A 14014-nucleotide genomic window follows, 5' to 3' on the forward strand; every position below is an offset into this window, starting at 1 on the left:
TGAAAGTGACTGCCTTGGCAACCGCAACTGTGGTGAGCGTGTCCGTGCCCCTGGTGGCCATGGCATTGTCCCTGACCATGGCTCCCTTGATTGGGAGTGCAACACATTTTTCATACGCCTCCTATATGTTTTATACCTATAGGTACCTAAGGACAATATAGCATATTGCCCTTTGTTTGTAAACACTTTTTCAAAACATCGATTAAAAAAATAACACCGCGCAGATCCGGTGTTATAAGCAATAGTAGTTACCGTTATAATCCCAAGCTTAGTCCGGCAACAATTCCATCAGAATTTCCTCCAGTTTCTCCGCCGTAATTTCCTTGCCAAGCAACCGGTCTTCCACCGCCAGGTTTGGCGGATCGGGCATGCCCGGCATGTCCCCCTTGTAAATAATCTCTACATCCACATCGGGCGCGTACGCATCCTTAACCGCACCGGCCAAGCTGATCAGCCGGGTTCAGGTCTTTCCGGAAGGACGGTTGGAAAAAACTTTGATTGTCACCATGAACATAAAACCCCCTGTTGTTATTTTAAGCGCATTGAGCACGCCAAATGGCAATGATACCAGTTAAATGTGATCTATACTTTTCTTTTCCCGGTTTTCACACCGGGATATGGTGAAACTGCCTGATTTCCAGACCCGCCCTGATCAGAGCTTCAATAACAGCATCCTGATCAGTGAGCGAAGGATCATACAATACATAGAAAAATTGTTCCCCGCCGCCATAAACACAGTTAACCCCCGTTACGTCATTCAGGGTCTGCTCAATAAATAATTTCCCGCCGTTTATTCCCTCCAACATCAGGAACAGGCATTCCTCCATTTGAATCAACCCCCAAAACCGCCCGGTTGGTTAATTAAACAGGACGATGGAAATTTCCTTTGCCGGGTAACCGGTCAAGATCGTGTTAAATGCTCTCAATCATAAGCACGAGCATTAGCTAACGAGGCAAGCAACCAGTAAAAGAACAGGAACCGCTTACCCCACCACATAAATCTCTCCCGGCCCCTTCACCACCTCCCCGATTTCGGCGACGGCCGGCACCTCTGGGTCTTCCCGCAGGGCGGCCAGCAACTGCTCCTTGCGTTCCCGGGGAACGGTGATCAAAAGCCCGCCGGAGGTTTGGGGATCGCAGAGGAGCAGCTTCATTTCCCGGGACAGGGAGTCGTCCCAGCGCACCAGATCCCGTAAATAGCGGTAGTTGTTATGTGTACCGGCGGCCACCGCCCCGGCCTGGATCAACTCCACAGCTTCGGGAATAACCGGCACACGGAAAGCCGCAATCCGCGCCCCCACCCTGCCGGCGGTAAGGATTTCCCGCAGGTGCCCCAGCAGCCCGAAGCCGGTGACGTCGGTGCAAGCGTTGACCCCCACCTGCATCATTATTTCCGCCGCCCGGCGATTGAGGGTGGTCATGATCTGCACTACCTTTTCCACCAGTTCACCGTTTACCAGGCGGCGATCGATGCCGGTGGTAACCGCACCGATGCCCAGGGGCTTGGTCAGGATCAGCGCGTCCCCTTCCCGGACGCCTCTCTTGGTAACCATCCGCCGGGGATCCACAAAGCCGGTCACCACCATCCCGTACTTGGGAGCATGGTCCGTCACGGAATGCCCGCCGGCGATGGATACCCCGGCCTCGGCCGCCTTGTCCGCCCCGCCCCGCAGAATGTCTTCCAGGATGGACAGCGGCAGGCTCTGATTGGGGAACCCCACCAAATTCAGAGCCATCACCGGTGTCCCGCCCATGGCATAGATGTCGCTCATGGCGTTGGCGGCCGCAATCATGCCGAACTGGTAAGGATCATCCACCACTGGTGTAATGTAGTCCACAGTCTGAATAACGGCCTGATCTTCCCGTAACCGGTAAACGGCGGCATTGTCCTCGCGCCCGGCGAGGATCCGGGGGTCCTTGAGCGGCGGCAGGCAGGACAGCACCCGCGCCAGATCCGCCGGACCGATCTTGCACGCTCACCCGGAACCGGGGGAATACGAGGTTAAGTTGACGGCAGGCGTTTTTTCATTCATGATTATGCACTGCTTTCCAAAAATTATTTCGAGCGAATGTTTTAAATATTATTACTCCGGCTACTTTACAATAACATGGAATACAGTATAATACAAATGAATAGTTTGCATATGTATTATGCGTTTAAGTAATAACAAGGGGATAAAAGATGCTTGAACTGAACCTTTACCAACTCCGGGTTTTTTATACCGTTGCCCGCCTCCTAAACTATTCCCGGGCCGGAGAAGAACTGGCCCTAAGCCAGCCGGCTGTTTCCCGCCAGGTGGCCGGGCTGGAAAAAAGCCTGGGTCTGGATCTGTTTGTACGTCAGGGCCGCCGGATCACGCTCACCGATGCCGGACGCTGCCTGTTTGAATATGCCGATCGCATTTTTGACCTGGCCGGGGAAGCCCGGCGGGCCGTCACCCAGTTCAAAGACCTGGAGCGCGGCCGCATCCTGCTGGGTGCCTGCAGCGTGGCGGCCGCTCATGTCCTGCCGCCGGTTTTACGTGATTTTCAGCAACTCCATCCGCATATTGAAATATCCCTGCGGACAGGCAACAGCGGCCGCATTGCGCAACTGGCGGCCGGCGGGGAACTGGATCTGGCTTTTACCGGCAGTCCGGCCTGTCCACCGGGTCTGCAGTGCGAGCCTTTTTTACCGGATGAATTGCTTCTAATCACTTCCCCCGGGCATCCCCTGGCGGGAAAAAGCGACCCGCAGCCGGCTGTTCTGAAGGAACAGACCCTGATCTGGCGGGAACGTGGCTCCGCGGCCCGGGACGCAGTGGAGCAATACCTGGCCCGGCACGGGGTAAAACCCGGCCGGGTGCTGGAAATACCGGACACCGAAACCATTAAACGGCTGGTGTCGGCCAACCTGGGGGTGGCCTTCGTTTCCCGTCGGGCCGTGTCCCTTGAGGCGTCCGCAGGTATGCTGGCCCTCATTCCCGGCCCGGCCATGCGCATTCCCGGGGAGATATATCTGGTATCCGCAAAATTCAAACATCACATCCCGCCGGTACTGGCACTGATTAACCACCTTTATAAATATCAGCCGCCACCGGCCGAAAATATCGATTGAAATTAACTGATGTTTGTGTTATATAGAAAGTGCATGCCTGCAACTATTATTTCACTCTGACTAACAATCTAGTTAATCGGTGCGATAAAAACTATATCTGTAAACGGACCCTGTCGAATCATTTTTAAAATAAAGAGGTGATTTTTATGAGCAAGGTGTTAATCGAAGTGCTGGTAACCGGCAACTGAGCTCCCGGAGCCTATATGGTTCAAGCGGTAAAGGCTTTACCGCAGGAAATTCAGAATATTATTGAACTTCGGGTATGGAATATCCTTGCCCCCGAAGGGATGAAAAGAAAGACGGCCCTAAACGCATACGCATGCCGAGCATGTCTTTAAATTACAGGTTGATTTTTGAATCCTGCATTCCAATGGAGGACGGGCTGATTGAAGCCATCCGGGAATGCTTCAATGAAGGGGTGTAATTACTTGTCTGACAGGCGAAATTTTTCCTTGCCATCTCTCGTCAAATGCATTACTATATTATTAAAAGGTAATTGAGTCATTTCAATTGCATCTGCGGAAGGGGAAAGGCCATGGCAGGTTGTTGCGATCCCCGGTCGCCAAAACCGGATACACTGCCGGTGGGCGGGGCAAAAATCGGCGTCTTTGGGCTGGAAGAGATTTTCGCCGCAGCTTCCACACTGGGGCCAATGCCTGATGAACAACTGGCCGCCGAACTGCTGGCCAGGTTCAAAAAGAAGAACTATGTACCGGGAACGGCGGAAAGTGAATACGCCGCCGCACTGGTGGCAAAATTCAAGGAAACGGCCGCCGGGCGGCCGGACAACCAGGCCCAAAACCAACGCAAAGGAGCGGGTGAGACAGTGGAAATCAAAGTGCTGGGTACGGGCTGCAAGCGGTGCCAGGCCACCGAGACAGCCGTGAAGGAAGCCCTGGCCGAACTGAACGTACCGGCGGAAGTAAAAAAGATCGAAGATCCGGGTGAAATCGTCAGCCTGGGCGTAATGATGACCCCGGGTGTGATCATTAACGGCAAACTGAAAGTGTCGGGGCGGATACCCAAAAAAGAAGAAATCAAGAAGTGGCTACAGGAAGAAAAATAGCCGGCGCCGTATTGTCAAGCATCCGGTTCCCGGAACCGGATGCTTTTTGGGGTAACATATAAACAATTCTTTATCCGAATCTAATCGCAAAATTGGTAACAAGCCCGGAACATTACGCCAGTCCGGCGAATTCATGCAACCAGTCCGGGGAGGCGGCGCTATTAATATTGAAGAACATATAAACATGTTTTTATACGATTCCAACTGTGAGGTGATTTTATATGACGGAAAGAGTTACCACCCGCCTTTCCTTTCTGGACCGTTATCTCACCCTGTGGATCTTCCTGGCCATGCTGGCGGGCGTGGGCGGCGGTTATGTTTTCCCCGGCATCGCCGGACTGCTGAACAAGTTCCAGGTGGGCACCACTTCCATCCCCATTGCCGTGGGATTGATTGTGATGATGTATCCGCCTCTGGCCAGGGTGAAATACGAAGAAATGGGCAATGTTTTCAAGAATGGCAAGGTAATCGGACTTTCCTTGCTCCAGAACTGGATCATCGGCCCGTTGCTCATGTTTGTACTGGCCTATATCTTCCTGCGCGGCTATCCGGAATACATGGTCGGACTGATTTTGATCGGCCTGGCCCGGTGCATTGCCATGGTCATCGTCTGGAACAGCCTGGCCGGAGGCGACACTGAATACGCCGCCGCCCTGGTGGCCTTGAACTCCGTCTTTCAGGTGCTGTTTTATTCCGTTTACGCCTACTTTTTCATCACCATCCTGCCGCACTGGCTGGGCTGGTCGCAGGCCATCACCACCATCCACATTTCCATGGGCCAGGTGGCCGAAAGCGTAGCCATCTACCTGGGCATCCCCTTTTTGGCCGGCCTGTTGACCAGACTTCTCCTGCTGCCAGTCAAGGGGAAGGAATGGTATGAAACCAGGTTCATCCCCAGAATCAGTCCCCTGGCACTGATTGCCCTGCTTTACACCATCGTGATCATGTTTTCCCTGAAGGGTAAATATATCGTCACTTTGCCCCTGGATGTGGTCAGAATCGCCATTCCGCTGATTCTCTACTTTATCATCATGTTCATGGTTTCTTTCTTTGTCAGCCACAGAGCCGGCATCAACTACGGACAGACCACCACTCTTTCTTTTACCTGCGCCAGCAACAATTTTGAGCTGGCCATTGCGGTGGCGGTGGCCATATTCGGCATCAACTCTGGTGAAGCCTTTACGGCGGTCATCGGCCCGCTGATCGAAGTGCCGGTGATGATCGGCCTGGTCAACGTGGCCCTGGGCTTTTCCCGCCGGTACTTCAACTCCCGGGGCGAACCGTCCCGGTGAATCTCAACGGAAAGGTGATCATTAATAATGAAGCAACTCGTTCAATATTTTAAAACCCTTTCCGACCCCGTCCGGCTGCGCATTTTACAATTGCTGGCCGGAGGGGAAATGTGCGTCTGCGAACTGGAGGAATCCTTGCATATGTCCCAGCCCGCCGTCTCCCACCACCTGCGCCTGATGAAAAAGACCGGTCTGGTGCTGGACCGGCGGGAAGGCAAATGGATTTACTACTCGTTAAACGGCCATAAATTGCTGGCCATGGAAGAAAAGTTTGACGAAATGCTTGCCTCCGCCATCCGGGCCAGGCTGTCCACCGGTCTGCCGGCGGCGCCGGTCAAAACAGAAAAGGGGCCGGTATGCGCTCGCCGGGAAGCAGCAAAAGCAAATACTCAACGCAAAACCAGTTGACTTAATCTCCGGCAGCCAGCGCCTAAAAGAGCGGTCTTTTGACCGCTCTTTTTAAGTTCCCAGGATCCAGAGACAGGATTCCATATAGAAATCAGCAAAAAGCACTTGACAGTATAACTATATGATACTATTATAATATAAGGTTATAAAGGAGGTCAAAATAATTATGCTGTCAATACCTGAATGGGCCTGGGAATTTCACGGCCACCGCTGTCCTTTCATGCCGTTGGGTTACCGGATGGGATCATAGCATTGCGGGAATTGGGACTGGAACGGATTAAAAAACAAGGATCTTAGAGAAAAGATGTGATTGCAAGTGGAGCTGTATATCTGGGGATTTATCAGCACGCTGGTTTTCAAGTCGTTCATGTCCATGGGCGGTGTGGGGGCGGCCTTCATATTGGTCCCCATCTTCTACTGGCTGGGCATGCCTTTTCCCCAGGCTGCCGCGACCGGCCTCATGCTGGGGGTGCTGAACACCGGAGTAGCTTCCATTAACTATGGACGGGACAAATTAATCAACTTTAAAGTGGCCATCCCTTTAATCATCGCCATTTTTATTTTTTCCCCGCTGGGAGTATATTCGTCAAATGTGGTAAACAAGCAGATCCTGCTGGTCATCTTTGCCGCCTTTCTGCTTACGGCCGGCTCAATGATGCTTTTCTACCATCCTCAAAAAAAGACACATGAGGATCAGGTCAAAACAAAACCGGCGGCCGGCTTCGGAGTCGGGGGTATTATTGGATTTCTAAGCGGCCTGCTTGGTGTGGGCGGCGGTTCCTTTCTCGGTCCGTTCCTGGTCTGGCTGGGTATGGACGGCAAGCAAGTGGCCGGGACAAGTGCATTTGTGGTCATGTTTTCCTCTCTTATCGGCTTTCTGGGACATATCGGATTTGAATATAGTCACATGAATTACGCGTTTCTTGTTTTAACAGGCGCCGCGTCATTGATGGGTGGACAAATCGGTTCCTGGTTGACCCGTTTCAAACTCACCGGCAAACAAGTCAAGCAGGTCATTGGTGTGTTCCAGTACCTGGTGGCATTGAAAATAATTCTTGATCTGCTCAATGTCATACACAAATAACAAAAGGAGATGGATGATCGTGGTGAATCCGAAGGATTATCTGGAAATGGGGTTGAAATTTCACGGTCACAAGTGCCCGGCCATGCCCATGGGGCTGCGTGCCGGCGCGGCAGCCATGAACAAACTCGGCATTGGACGCACCGGGGACAGCGAATGGCTGGCCCTGGTGGAAATCGGTGAAAACCACTGTGCCACCTGCTTTGCCGACGGCGTCCAGGTGATTACCGGCTGCACATTCGGCAAGGGGAACATCAAAAAACTGGATTACGGTAAATGGGGCCTGACGTTGATCAACAAAAAGGCGGGGAAAGCGGTACGCGTGGCGCCAAAAGCGGAAACCATGGCCCAGAACAAACAGTCCACTTTCTTCACCGAATACCGTACCAAGGGAGTACCGCCGACCAAAGTCCCGGCGGAGGTCGTCGACCCGCTGATTCAGCGCGTCATGAACGCCCCGGAGGAAATGCTTTTTAATGTCAGCGAAATCTTCGATTATCCTTACCAGGAGAAAAAGCACTCCTTCGAATCGTTTGTTTGTGAAGAATGCGGCGAAATGGTGGTCGAGCAGTACGGGCGTATCAAAAACGGCAAAAAAGTCTGCCCGGTCTGCCTTGGCTGGGACAAGTAGAACGTGCGGGCGGATTCTTACCGGCAGGCGAAACAGGGCGGCAGTTTTGCCGCCCATTGCTGGTTCCTGGCTCACAATTTGACAAATGAATTGTGAGCAAAATTGGGGTAAAAGTAATTTCAAGTCATTTCTCTTTGGCCTGACATGCCCCGGTAATGGTACATGTTAACTGGGCCGGATCCGCTTTGGCGTAATAGTGATGCGCAAACTCCTCAAAGGACAGGCCCAGGGCGTTGGCCCACTTTTGGGCCAGACAGAGCCTGGGTGTTTGTTTTCCTGATTCAATCGCCAGCAGTTCCGCGGGAGAAAGCCCCAAACGGGCGGCCATCTGATCAGCGGAAATATTTTGGTTTTTACGCACGTCCTCCAGACTCATCAAACCACCCCGCCAATCAATTCTTTACCGGAAGTTCAAAAACGCTTCCCGCCGGAGCGAAATGAAAGACGGAGCCGAAAGCAGCGGCCAGTTTGGCCATCACCGGCAGCCCGGTGCAGTGGTTGGCGGCCAGAAACCGCAGGTTCAGCTTTTGCAAGTAATCGATAGTTGCTTCCTGCTGTTCCGCACTGGCCGGTCCCAGATGGGTGCCTCCGATGATGCCGTACACGTAATCTATTCCCGTTACCTGGCGGGCATGCTCGACAATATTGACCACCCCGGCATGGGCGCAACCCAGAATAATCAGCAATCCTGCCGGTGTGGCACAAAACAGGCTCATGTCATCGGCAAAGGGATCCGGTAATTTTTGCCCGTCCCTTTTCATGTACAGGCGCCCGTCCCCTTTTTCGAAGTCCGTAGTGCGCGGCACCGTGCCACTGATCCACAGCCCCGGCTTTATTTCCTGTGCCTGCCGGACCCAGATGAAGTCGGCGCCCATGCTCTCCAGCAATTCCCGGCGGAAAGGAACGCCGATGTAATGTTCCCGCTGCAGCAGGCTATAATGGGATGCAAACAGGTCCGGATGGGCATAAACGGGTACAGGCCCGCGTAGCCTCAAGAAGGCCGGCAGGCCGCCCGTATGATCATAATGACCATGGCTTAAAACCAGTGCATCCACAGTTTGCAAGTCCACCCCCAGGGCCGGGGCGTTGTCCGCCAGATGTCCTCTTTCCCCGGTATCAAACAGTATTTTCGCGTCTTTGGTTTCCACCAGCATGGATAATCCCCACTCGCCGGAAATACCGGCCATGCTCCCTACGGTGTTTTCACAAAGGACGCTGATCTTGATTGTTTCCATACACCGGGCTCCTTTCAAGAAACTCTGTAACTCCGGCTCGCCATGATTCCCTTTTCTTTCATCTGCTCTTTTCCCACCATTATAATTGAATTCAGCGCTTGCCGGCAACACCGGAAAAAACCGGGTCATACCGCGCGGTAACCTTTTCCCCGCTGGATAAATGTAAATTGAAGCAGGTTCACACATGTATGCGCGGGTAAAAACCGGTAAGAGCATAGCTATTTGTTTTCCGGGCATCCCGGGCCTCACCCCGTGTGCTATAATGTTTATGATATTACCAAACGCACAAGGAGTATTGACGCATGAATAAATCCGTTTTGAACGGTCGTGTTGAATTTAAGCGGATGGCCCTGCTGACCAGCGGACTGGTTTTATATCAGCCGCTGACCCGGGACAACCTGGTCCGGGCTTTGCAGGAACTGCTGGAAGGTCTCGCTTGCTCCGAACCCTCCGCCCGGGAGGTGCTCGCAAACTACCACCGCTTTTGCGCCCTGGCGGTGGAGCACCGCTGGCCGGAACATTTGCTGGAATTGATTCTGGACGGCGACAACAGTTTCAGCCGGCAGGCCGCGGCAGCAGGCCCGGAAAACGTGAGCCGGCGGATCAAAGCCCTCGCCGCCAGGGATCTGTCCATCCTGCAAAAACTGGCAGCAATAGATTCGCAACAGTTGAAGCATGCCGCGGCGGACATTTTTAAAAAGGCGGGCTTTTTCAGGCCAGGTGAGGGGCCTTCAAACGCCGCATATGATCCCCTGGTGCCGGAAAACTGGCCCGGATGGGAAGAAACACCCGCCGGACCGGGCTTGCCCCGGCAAGCGGAGATGGAAAACGTTGCTCCAGGCCGGTTAAACTTTCCGCGCACCGCTGGTAACGGAAGTGATTGCCCGGGAATTTCCCCGCCGGATAAAATGATTGAAGCTTCCTACCCGATCCCCGGCAGCGCACGAAACACAGGCGATGATGGCGGCACCGGCAGCGATGATGGCGTTAGTGGTGATGACGGCGCCGTCGACGGTGGCAGTACCGGTATAGCTGGTGCCGCCGCCTGGCTGACCTCCCGCCGGCAAAGGGTTAAAAACTTTCTGCGCCACTCCCGGGACTGGAGCACCGCCGTGGACGAACTGGCCCGCTTTTATCACCGGGTGGGATGCGGCGTTTTCAGCCGCTACGCGGCTTTCCGCTGGCGCAGACGGCCCGGCGGTGAAAGCGCGCCGGCCGGCATTGCCGCTCCCGATCCCGTCCGGTTGGAGCAGTTGATCGGCCTGAAGCGGGAAAAGGCACTAATCCGCGAAAACACTGAACACTTCCTGGCCGGCCTTCCGGCCAGCAACATCATATTGTACGGCGACCGGGGCACGGGCAAATCATCCACCGTCAAGGCGCTGCTCAACACCTACGCTCCCCGCGGCCTGCGCCTGGTGGAAATGGCCAAAGCCGATCTGGGTGATTTTCCGCTGCTCATCCGGCAACTGGCCGGACACCAGCAGAAGTTCATCATTTTTGTGGATGACCTGTCTTTTGACGAAACGGAACCGGAATACAGGGCACTGAAAACGGTATTGGAGGGCGGACTGGCCGTCCGGCCGGACAATGTGCTCATTTACGCCACTTCCAACCGGCGGCACCTGGTTAAGGAAAGCTTTTCCGAACGGCAGGGGGATGAGGTGCACGCCCGGGACAGCATGGAAGAAAAGCTCTCCCTGGCCGACCGCTTCGGCATCACGGTGACCTTCCCCGCCCCGGATCAGGAAGGCTATCTGCGCATCGTGGAGGAACTGGCCGGACAGCGCGGCCTGGAAATGGACCGGGACGAACTGCGTCAGCTGGCCCTGCACTGGGAAATGTGGCACAACGGCCGCTCCGGCCGCACCGCCCGCCAGTTCGTGGACTATCTTGCGGCGCGTGCGGCCGGTAGCAAATAAACTTTTTTTCAATCCAATTGCCGTTGAAGCATTTTTCCAGATTACAAGATGCTTTCTTCGCCTGCCTGCACCACTTCCGATTGTTTGGGCGGATTTGTAAATGAATTTTTTATTCCGCACAGGTATTCAATAATTTCCCTTCGTCTGATGATACCGATAAAAACGTCGTTATCATCCAGAACGGGAATAAAATTCTGTGTAATAACCAGCGGCACAAGATCTTCTGCTTTCGCATCCACATGGATGGGCGTATTTTGCATCCGTCTCGGTATGTCTTTCAGCATCACCTCTTCTGTTCCTTTAAGGGTTAATCCGGGGGTATTCTTCAACTTCCACAACAAATCGCCTTCTGTGATCGTTCCCACATATTTACCTTCGTGATCTACAATCGGCACGGCGGTATAGCGATGATACTCCATCTTTTCCATCACCTGACGCATTGTCGATTTCAGCGGCAGATAAACAACCTCTGCCTTGGGGATGAGAAAAAAACTGATGTTCATAAAAACACCTTCCTTAAGTTTTACAGGCAGGATTATTGAGTATTTCTCCATGCCAACCGTATTCCCTGCCTGAAAATTCAGTCCACTATCCCTTTTCAAACCTACAAAAGTTACCAGTCAACCGGCACAGGATTACTTCGCCTGGAATACCAATCCCCGCCGCAACAATATCCGGCGGGGTTTTAAGCGGGGATAATTTCATTTTTATACTATCGTGCCATTGTTACAAATCTGTGAAAACAGTATTACAGTTTGATGATGGTAAAATCATTTCCGGCAACTTCAAAAACTCCAATGATCATACCGGCCCTGTGATCCAGGTCACTGCCCGTCCCGGCACAATCCCCTATAATAAAGACAAATCCGGAAACTTCCGCGCCACCTTCCGGCGCCGGAAAAATCAAAAGGGGGTAACCGTTTTATGTTCTGCTACCAGTGTGAACAGACCGCCGGCGGCACCGGCTGCACCAAAACAGGTGTCTGCGGCAAAAACGAGGACATCGCCAGCTTGCAGGATACATTGATTATTTCCCTGAAAGGCATTGCCGCCTACGCTTTCCACGCCCGTGAACTGGGCGCCCGGGACGAACAGGTGGACGCTTTCATGCACGAAGCGCTGTTCACCACTTTGACCAATGTGGACTTCGATCTCAACCGGCACATCGGCCTGGTCTTGAAAGCCGGGGAAATGAACCTGCGGGCGATGGAAATACTGGACAAGGCACATGTGGAACGCTTCGGCGCACCGGTGCCCACCCCGGTATCCACAGGCACCAAGGCCGGCCCGGGAATTTTGATTACCGGCCACGACCTGCTGGATCTGTACGAACTGCTCAAACAGACTGAAGGCACGGGGATCAACATCTACACCCACGGGGAAATGCTGCCGGCACACGCCTACCCGGAACTGAAAAAGTTCCCCCACCTGGCCGGCAACTACGGCAGCGCCTGGCAGAATCAGAAGACCGAGTTCGAACAATTTTCCGGGGCCATCCTGGGCACCACCAACTGCGTGCTCATCCCGAAGGAATCCTACCGGGAGCGCATGTTCACCTGCGGCATCGCCGGCCTGCCCGGTGTGACCCATATCAAGGACCGGGATTTCACGCCGGTGATTGAAAAGGCCAAATCCCTGCCGCCGCTGCCGGAAAAGGCCGGCATCACTCTAACCACCGGCTTCCATCACGGCGCCGTCCTGGGACTGGCCGACAAGGTCATCGCCGCCGTCAAGGCCGGCAAGATCCGCCACTTCTTCCTGGTCGGCGGCTGCGACGGAGTGAAGAAGTCCCGCAACTACTACACCGAGTTTGTCGAAAAAGTGCCCCGGGACTGCGTGGTGCTCACCCTGGGCTGCGGCAAGTACAAGTTCAACTACCTGGACCTGGGCGACATCGACGGCATTCCGCGCCTGCTTGACATGGGGCAGTGCAACAACGCCTACTCGGCCATCCAGGTGGCCCTGGCCCTGGCCGAAGCCTTCAACTGCAGCGTTAATGAGCTGCCCTTAAGCCTGGTGCTGTCCTGGTTCGAACAGAAGGCCGTTTCCATCCTGCTCACCCTGTTCCACCTGGGCGTGCAGAACATCCGTATCGGCCCTTCGGCGCCGGCCTTCCTCACCCCCAATGTGTTGAAGGTGCTGCAGGACAACTACAACCTGAAGCTGATCACCACTCCCGAACAGGACCTGAAAGAAATCCTCGGTTAAACCGGGGCTACCGGATCAAACACTGGCCGGCTTGCGGTATGGCAAGCCGGCCCCTGCTCACTCCTTCTTGCAGCTACTGCAGCGGCAGTCCTGAATATTCAAGATCTCCTTCAACCCGCGCACGAATACACGGCTTACCGGCACTTCCAAGCCGCCCTCCATCACCAGTTTATACGCACCCTTGAACCAGGGAATGAGCTGGTGCACTTTCTGCAAATTGACCAGAAAACTGCGGTGGGTGCGGTAAAAGTATTGATCGCTCAAACGATCCTGCAATTCGTGCAACGGCCAGCCGGCTTTAAACCTGTCCTCCCCGGTAACAATCAGCACATCACCGCCTTCCGCACAGCAAAAGAGAATTTCCCGCGGCTCCAGCAGGTGCAGGCGGTGACGGGCATAGGCCGGAATGCGCAACAGCTTTTTATCCTTGTCCCGGCTGCTAGCCCACTCACCGGCCAGCAGATCGTGCAGGCCGGTTTTAAACCACTGGGCGGCCGATTTCTCCAGCAGGACCTGCCTGGCCCGTTCCAGTGTGCGGACCACCCTTTCCCGGGAAAACGGTTTTAATATGTAATCCACCGCATTGATTTCAAAAGCCTCGATGGCGTAACGGTCATATGCCGTGGCAAAAACAATCAGCATGCGGCGGCTCGCGGCCAATAGTTCACGGGCCACAGTCAGGCCGTCCAGGCCGCCCAGGCAAATGTCAAGGAAAACCAGGTCCGGCTCCACCGCCCGTGCCAGGTTGATGGCGTCTTCACCGGAACCGGCCTCGCCGCAGATATCCACGCTATCAATGGATTCCAAAAGAAAGCGCAACTCATCCCGGGCCAAGGGCTCGTCATCAACAATCAGCACCCGCAGGAGCACGGCCAAAACCTCCCCGTCAAACCCGTCCGGCCGGTAATGCTTAAAGATGCGCGTACCTACTGATTTCCAGAATGCACATTCCACTGCGCCGGTAAACCATCCGGCATCAGATTGAATTATTTTACTATTCGCCGCCGGCAACCTTTTCCCTTCCCGCTTTTCAAACCATAGCGCAAAAAAGCCACCACGGCAAATGCCAACCGG

Annotated in this window: 15 protein-coding genes; 8 read left to right on the plus strand and 7 right to left on the minus strand. The window is 54.2% G+C overall.

From position 1 onward, the window contains the following. Nucleotides 1-268: 268 nt before the first annotated feature. The 3 genes from A6M21_RS18815 to selD all read right to left on the minus strand — a co-directional run bounded on the left by A6M21_RS18815 (nt 269) and on the right by selD (nt 2033). The gene (locus tag A6M21_RS18815; protein WP_161486063.1) at nt 269-445 is read right to left on the minus strand and encodes a hypothetical protein; all 177 of its coding nucleotides are present in this window, start codon (nt 443-445) and stop codon (nt 269-271) included. A gap of 160 nt (nt 446-605) precedes the next feature. Further along, entirely contained in the window at nt 606-827 is a 222-nt protein-coding gene (locus A6M21_RS12885; RefSeq protein WP_161486064.1) for a hypothetical protein, read from the minus strand. A gap of 156 nt (nt 828-983) precedes the next feature. Next, complete coding sequence (selD, locus tag A6M21_RS12890) at nt 984-2033, minus strand: selenide, water dikinase SelD (RefSeq protein ID WP_078060652.1); 1050 nt, start codon at nt 2031-2033, stop codon at nt 984-986. A 149-nt stretch (nt 2034-2182) separates the two neighbouring features. On the opposite strand from selD, the gene A6M21_RS12895 reads away from it, so the two are divergent. From A6M21_RS12895 to A6M21_RS12920, 6 genes are all read left to right on the plus strand, one after another. After that, a complete protein-coding gene (locus A6M21_RS12895) occupies nt 2183-3097 on the plus strand; it encodes a LysR family transcriptional regulator (RefSeq protein WP_066669446.1) in 915 nt (304 codons plus the stop codon). A gap of 535 nt (nt 3098-3632) precedes the next feature. Further along, a complete protein-coding gene (locus A6M21_RS19385; protein WP_345788104.1) occupies nt 3633-4163 on the plus strand; it encodes a thioredoxin family protein in 531 nt (176 codons plus the stop codon). A gap of 221 nt (nt 4164-4384) precedes the next feature. After that, the gene (gene arsB / locus A6M21_RS12905) at nt 4385-5455 is read left to right on the plus strand and encodes an ACR3 family arsenite efflux transporter (protein ID WP_066669449.1); all 1071 of its coding nucleotides are present in this window, start codon (nt 4385-4387) and stop codon (nt 5453-5455) included. A gap of 27 nt (nt 5456-5482) precedes the next feature. Continuing rightward, the gene (locus tag A6M21_RS12910) at nt 5483-5863 is read left to right on the plus strand and encodes an ArsR/SmtB family transcription factor (RefSeq protein ID WP_066669451.1); all 381 of its coding nucleotides are present in this window, start codon (nt 5483-5485) and stop codon (nt 5861-5863) included. 316 nt (nt 5864-6179) lie between these two features. Further along, a complete protein-coding gene (locus tag A6M21_RS12915; protein WP_161486065.1) occupies nt 6180-6947 on the plus strand; it encodes a sulfite exporter TauE/SafE family protein in 768 nt (255 codons plus the stop codon). 19 nt (nt 6948-6966) lie between these two features. After that, nucleotides 6967-7575, plus strand: a complete 609-nt coding sequence (locus tag A6M21_RS12920) for an FmdE family protein (protein ID WP_078060667.1) — start codon at nt 6967-6969, stop codon at nt 7573-7575. Nucleotides 7576-7699: 124 nt separating this feature from the next. On the opposite strand, the gene A6M21_RS12925 is transcribed toward A6M21_RS12920, so the two are convergent. Both A6M21_RS12925 and A6M21_RS12930 read right to left on the minus strand, forming a co-directional pair. Beyond that, nucleotides 7700-7951 carry a helix-turn-helix domain-containing protein gene (locus A6M21_RS12925; protein ID WP_066669454.1) on the minus strand — a complete coding sequence of 84 codons (252 nt, stop codon included), beginning with the start codon at nt 7949-7951 and terminating at the stop codon, nt 7700-7702. A 16-nt stretch (nt 7952-7967) separates the two neighbouring features. Next, nucleotides 7968-8810 carry an MBL fold metallo-hydrolase gene (locus A6M21_RS12930; protein WP_066669533.1) on the minus strand — a complete coding sequence of 281 codons (843 nt, stop codon included), beginning with the start codon at nt 8808-8810 and terminating at the stop codon, nt 7968-7970. Between the two features lie 302 nt (nt 8811-9112). Between A6M21_RS12930 and A6M21_RS12935 the strand changes: the two genes are divergently transcribed. Then, nucleotides 9113-10732, plus strand: a complete 1620-nt coding sequence (locus A6M21_RS12935) for an ATP-binding protein (protein ID WP_066669458.1) — start codon at nt 9113-9115, stop codon at nt 10730-10732. 41 nt (nt 10733-10773) lie between these two features. On the opposite strand, the gene A6M21_RS12940 is transcribed toward A6M21_RS12935, so the two are convergent. Next, entirely contained in the window at nt 10774-11235 is a 462-nt protein-coding gene (locus A6M21_RS12940; RefSeq protein WP_078060675.1) for a CBS domain-containing protein, read from the minus strand. A 421-nt stretch (nt 11236-11656) separates the two neighbouring features. Here A6M21_RS12940 and hcp point away from each other — a divergent pair, with 421 nt between their 5' ends. Then, on the plus strand, nt 11657-12940 hold the full coding sequence (gene hcp, locus A6M21_RS12945; protein WP_066669460.1) for a hydroxylamine reductase: 1284 nt from the start codon (nt 11657-11659) through the stop codon (nt 12938-12940). 57 nt (nt 12941-12997) lie between these two features. On the opposite strand, the gene A6M21_RS12950 is transcribed toward hcp, so the two are convergent. After that, the gene (locus tag A6M21_RS12950; RefSeq protein WP_161486066.1) at nt 12998-13951 is read right to left on the minus strand and encodes a LytR/AlgR family response regulator transcription factor; all 954 of its coding nucleotides are present in this window, start codon (nt 13949-13951) and stop codon (nt 12998-13000) included. Nucleotides 13952-14014: the final 63 nt, after the last annotated feature.

This window comes from Desulfotomaculum copahuensis, assembly GCF_001655685.1.
GTDB lineage: Bacteria > Bacillota > Desulfotomaculia > Desulfotomaculales > Desulfovirgulaceae > Desulfotomaculum_G > Desulfotomaculum_G copahuensis.

Bases quoted from the DNA above. Each gene is read 5' to 3' on its own strand.
- A6M21_RS12885 (WP_161486064.1), bottom strand. From the start codon at position 827: ATGGAGGAATGCCTGTTCCTGATGTTGGAGGGAATAAACGGCGGGAAA.
- A6M21_RS12895 (WP_066669446.1), top strand. From the start codon at position 2,183: ATGCTTGAACTGAACCTTTACCAACTCCGGGTTTTTTATACCGTTGCC.
- A6M21_RS19385 (WP_345788104.1), top strand. From the start codon at position 3,633: ATGGCAGGTTGTTGCGATCCCCGGTCGCCAAAACCGGATACACTGCCG.
- arsB (WP_066669449.1), top strand. From the start codon at position 4,385: ATGACGGAAAGAGTTACCACCCGCCTTTCCTTTCTGGACCGTTATCTC.
- A6M21_RS12910 (WP_066669451.1), top strand. From the start codon at position 5,483: ATGAAGCAACTCGTTCAATATTTTAAAACCCTTTCCGACCCCGTCCGG.
- A6M21_RS12925 (WP_066669454.1), bottom strand. From the start codon at position 7,951: ATGAGTCTGGAGGACGTGCGTAAAAACCAAAATATTTCCGCTGATCAG.
- A6M21_RS12930 (WP_066669533.1), bottom strand. From the start codon at position 8,810: ATGGAAACAATCAAGATCAGCGTCCTTTGTGAAAACACCGTAGGGAGC.
- A6M21_RS12935 (WP_066669458.1), top strand. From the start codon at position 9,113: ATGAATAAATCCGTTTTGAACGGTCGTGTTGAATTTAAGCGGATGGCC.
- A6M21_RS12940 (WP_078060675.1), bottom strand. From the start codon at position 11,235: ATGAACATCAGTTTTTTTCTCATCCCCAAGGCAGAGGTTGTTTATCTG.
- hcp (WP_066669460.1), top strand. From the start codon at position 11,657: ATGTTCTGCTACCAGTGTGAACAGACCGCCGGCGGCACCGGCTGCACC.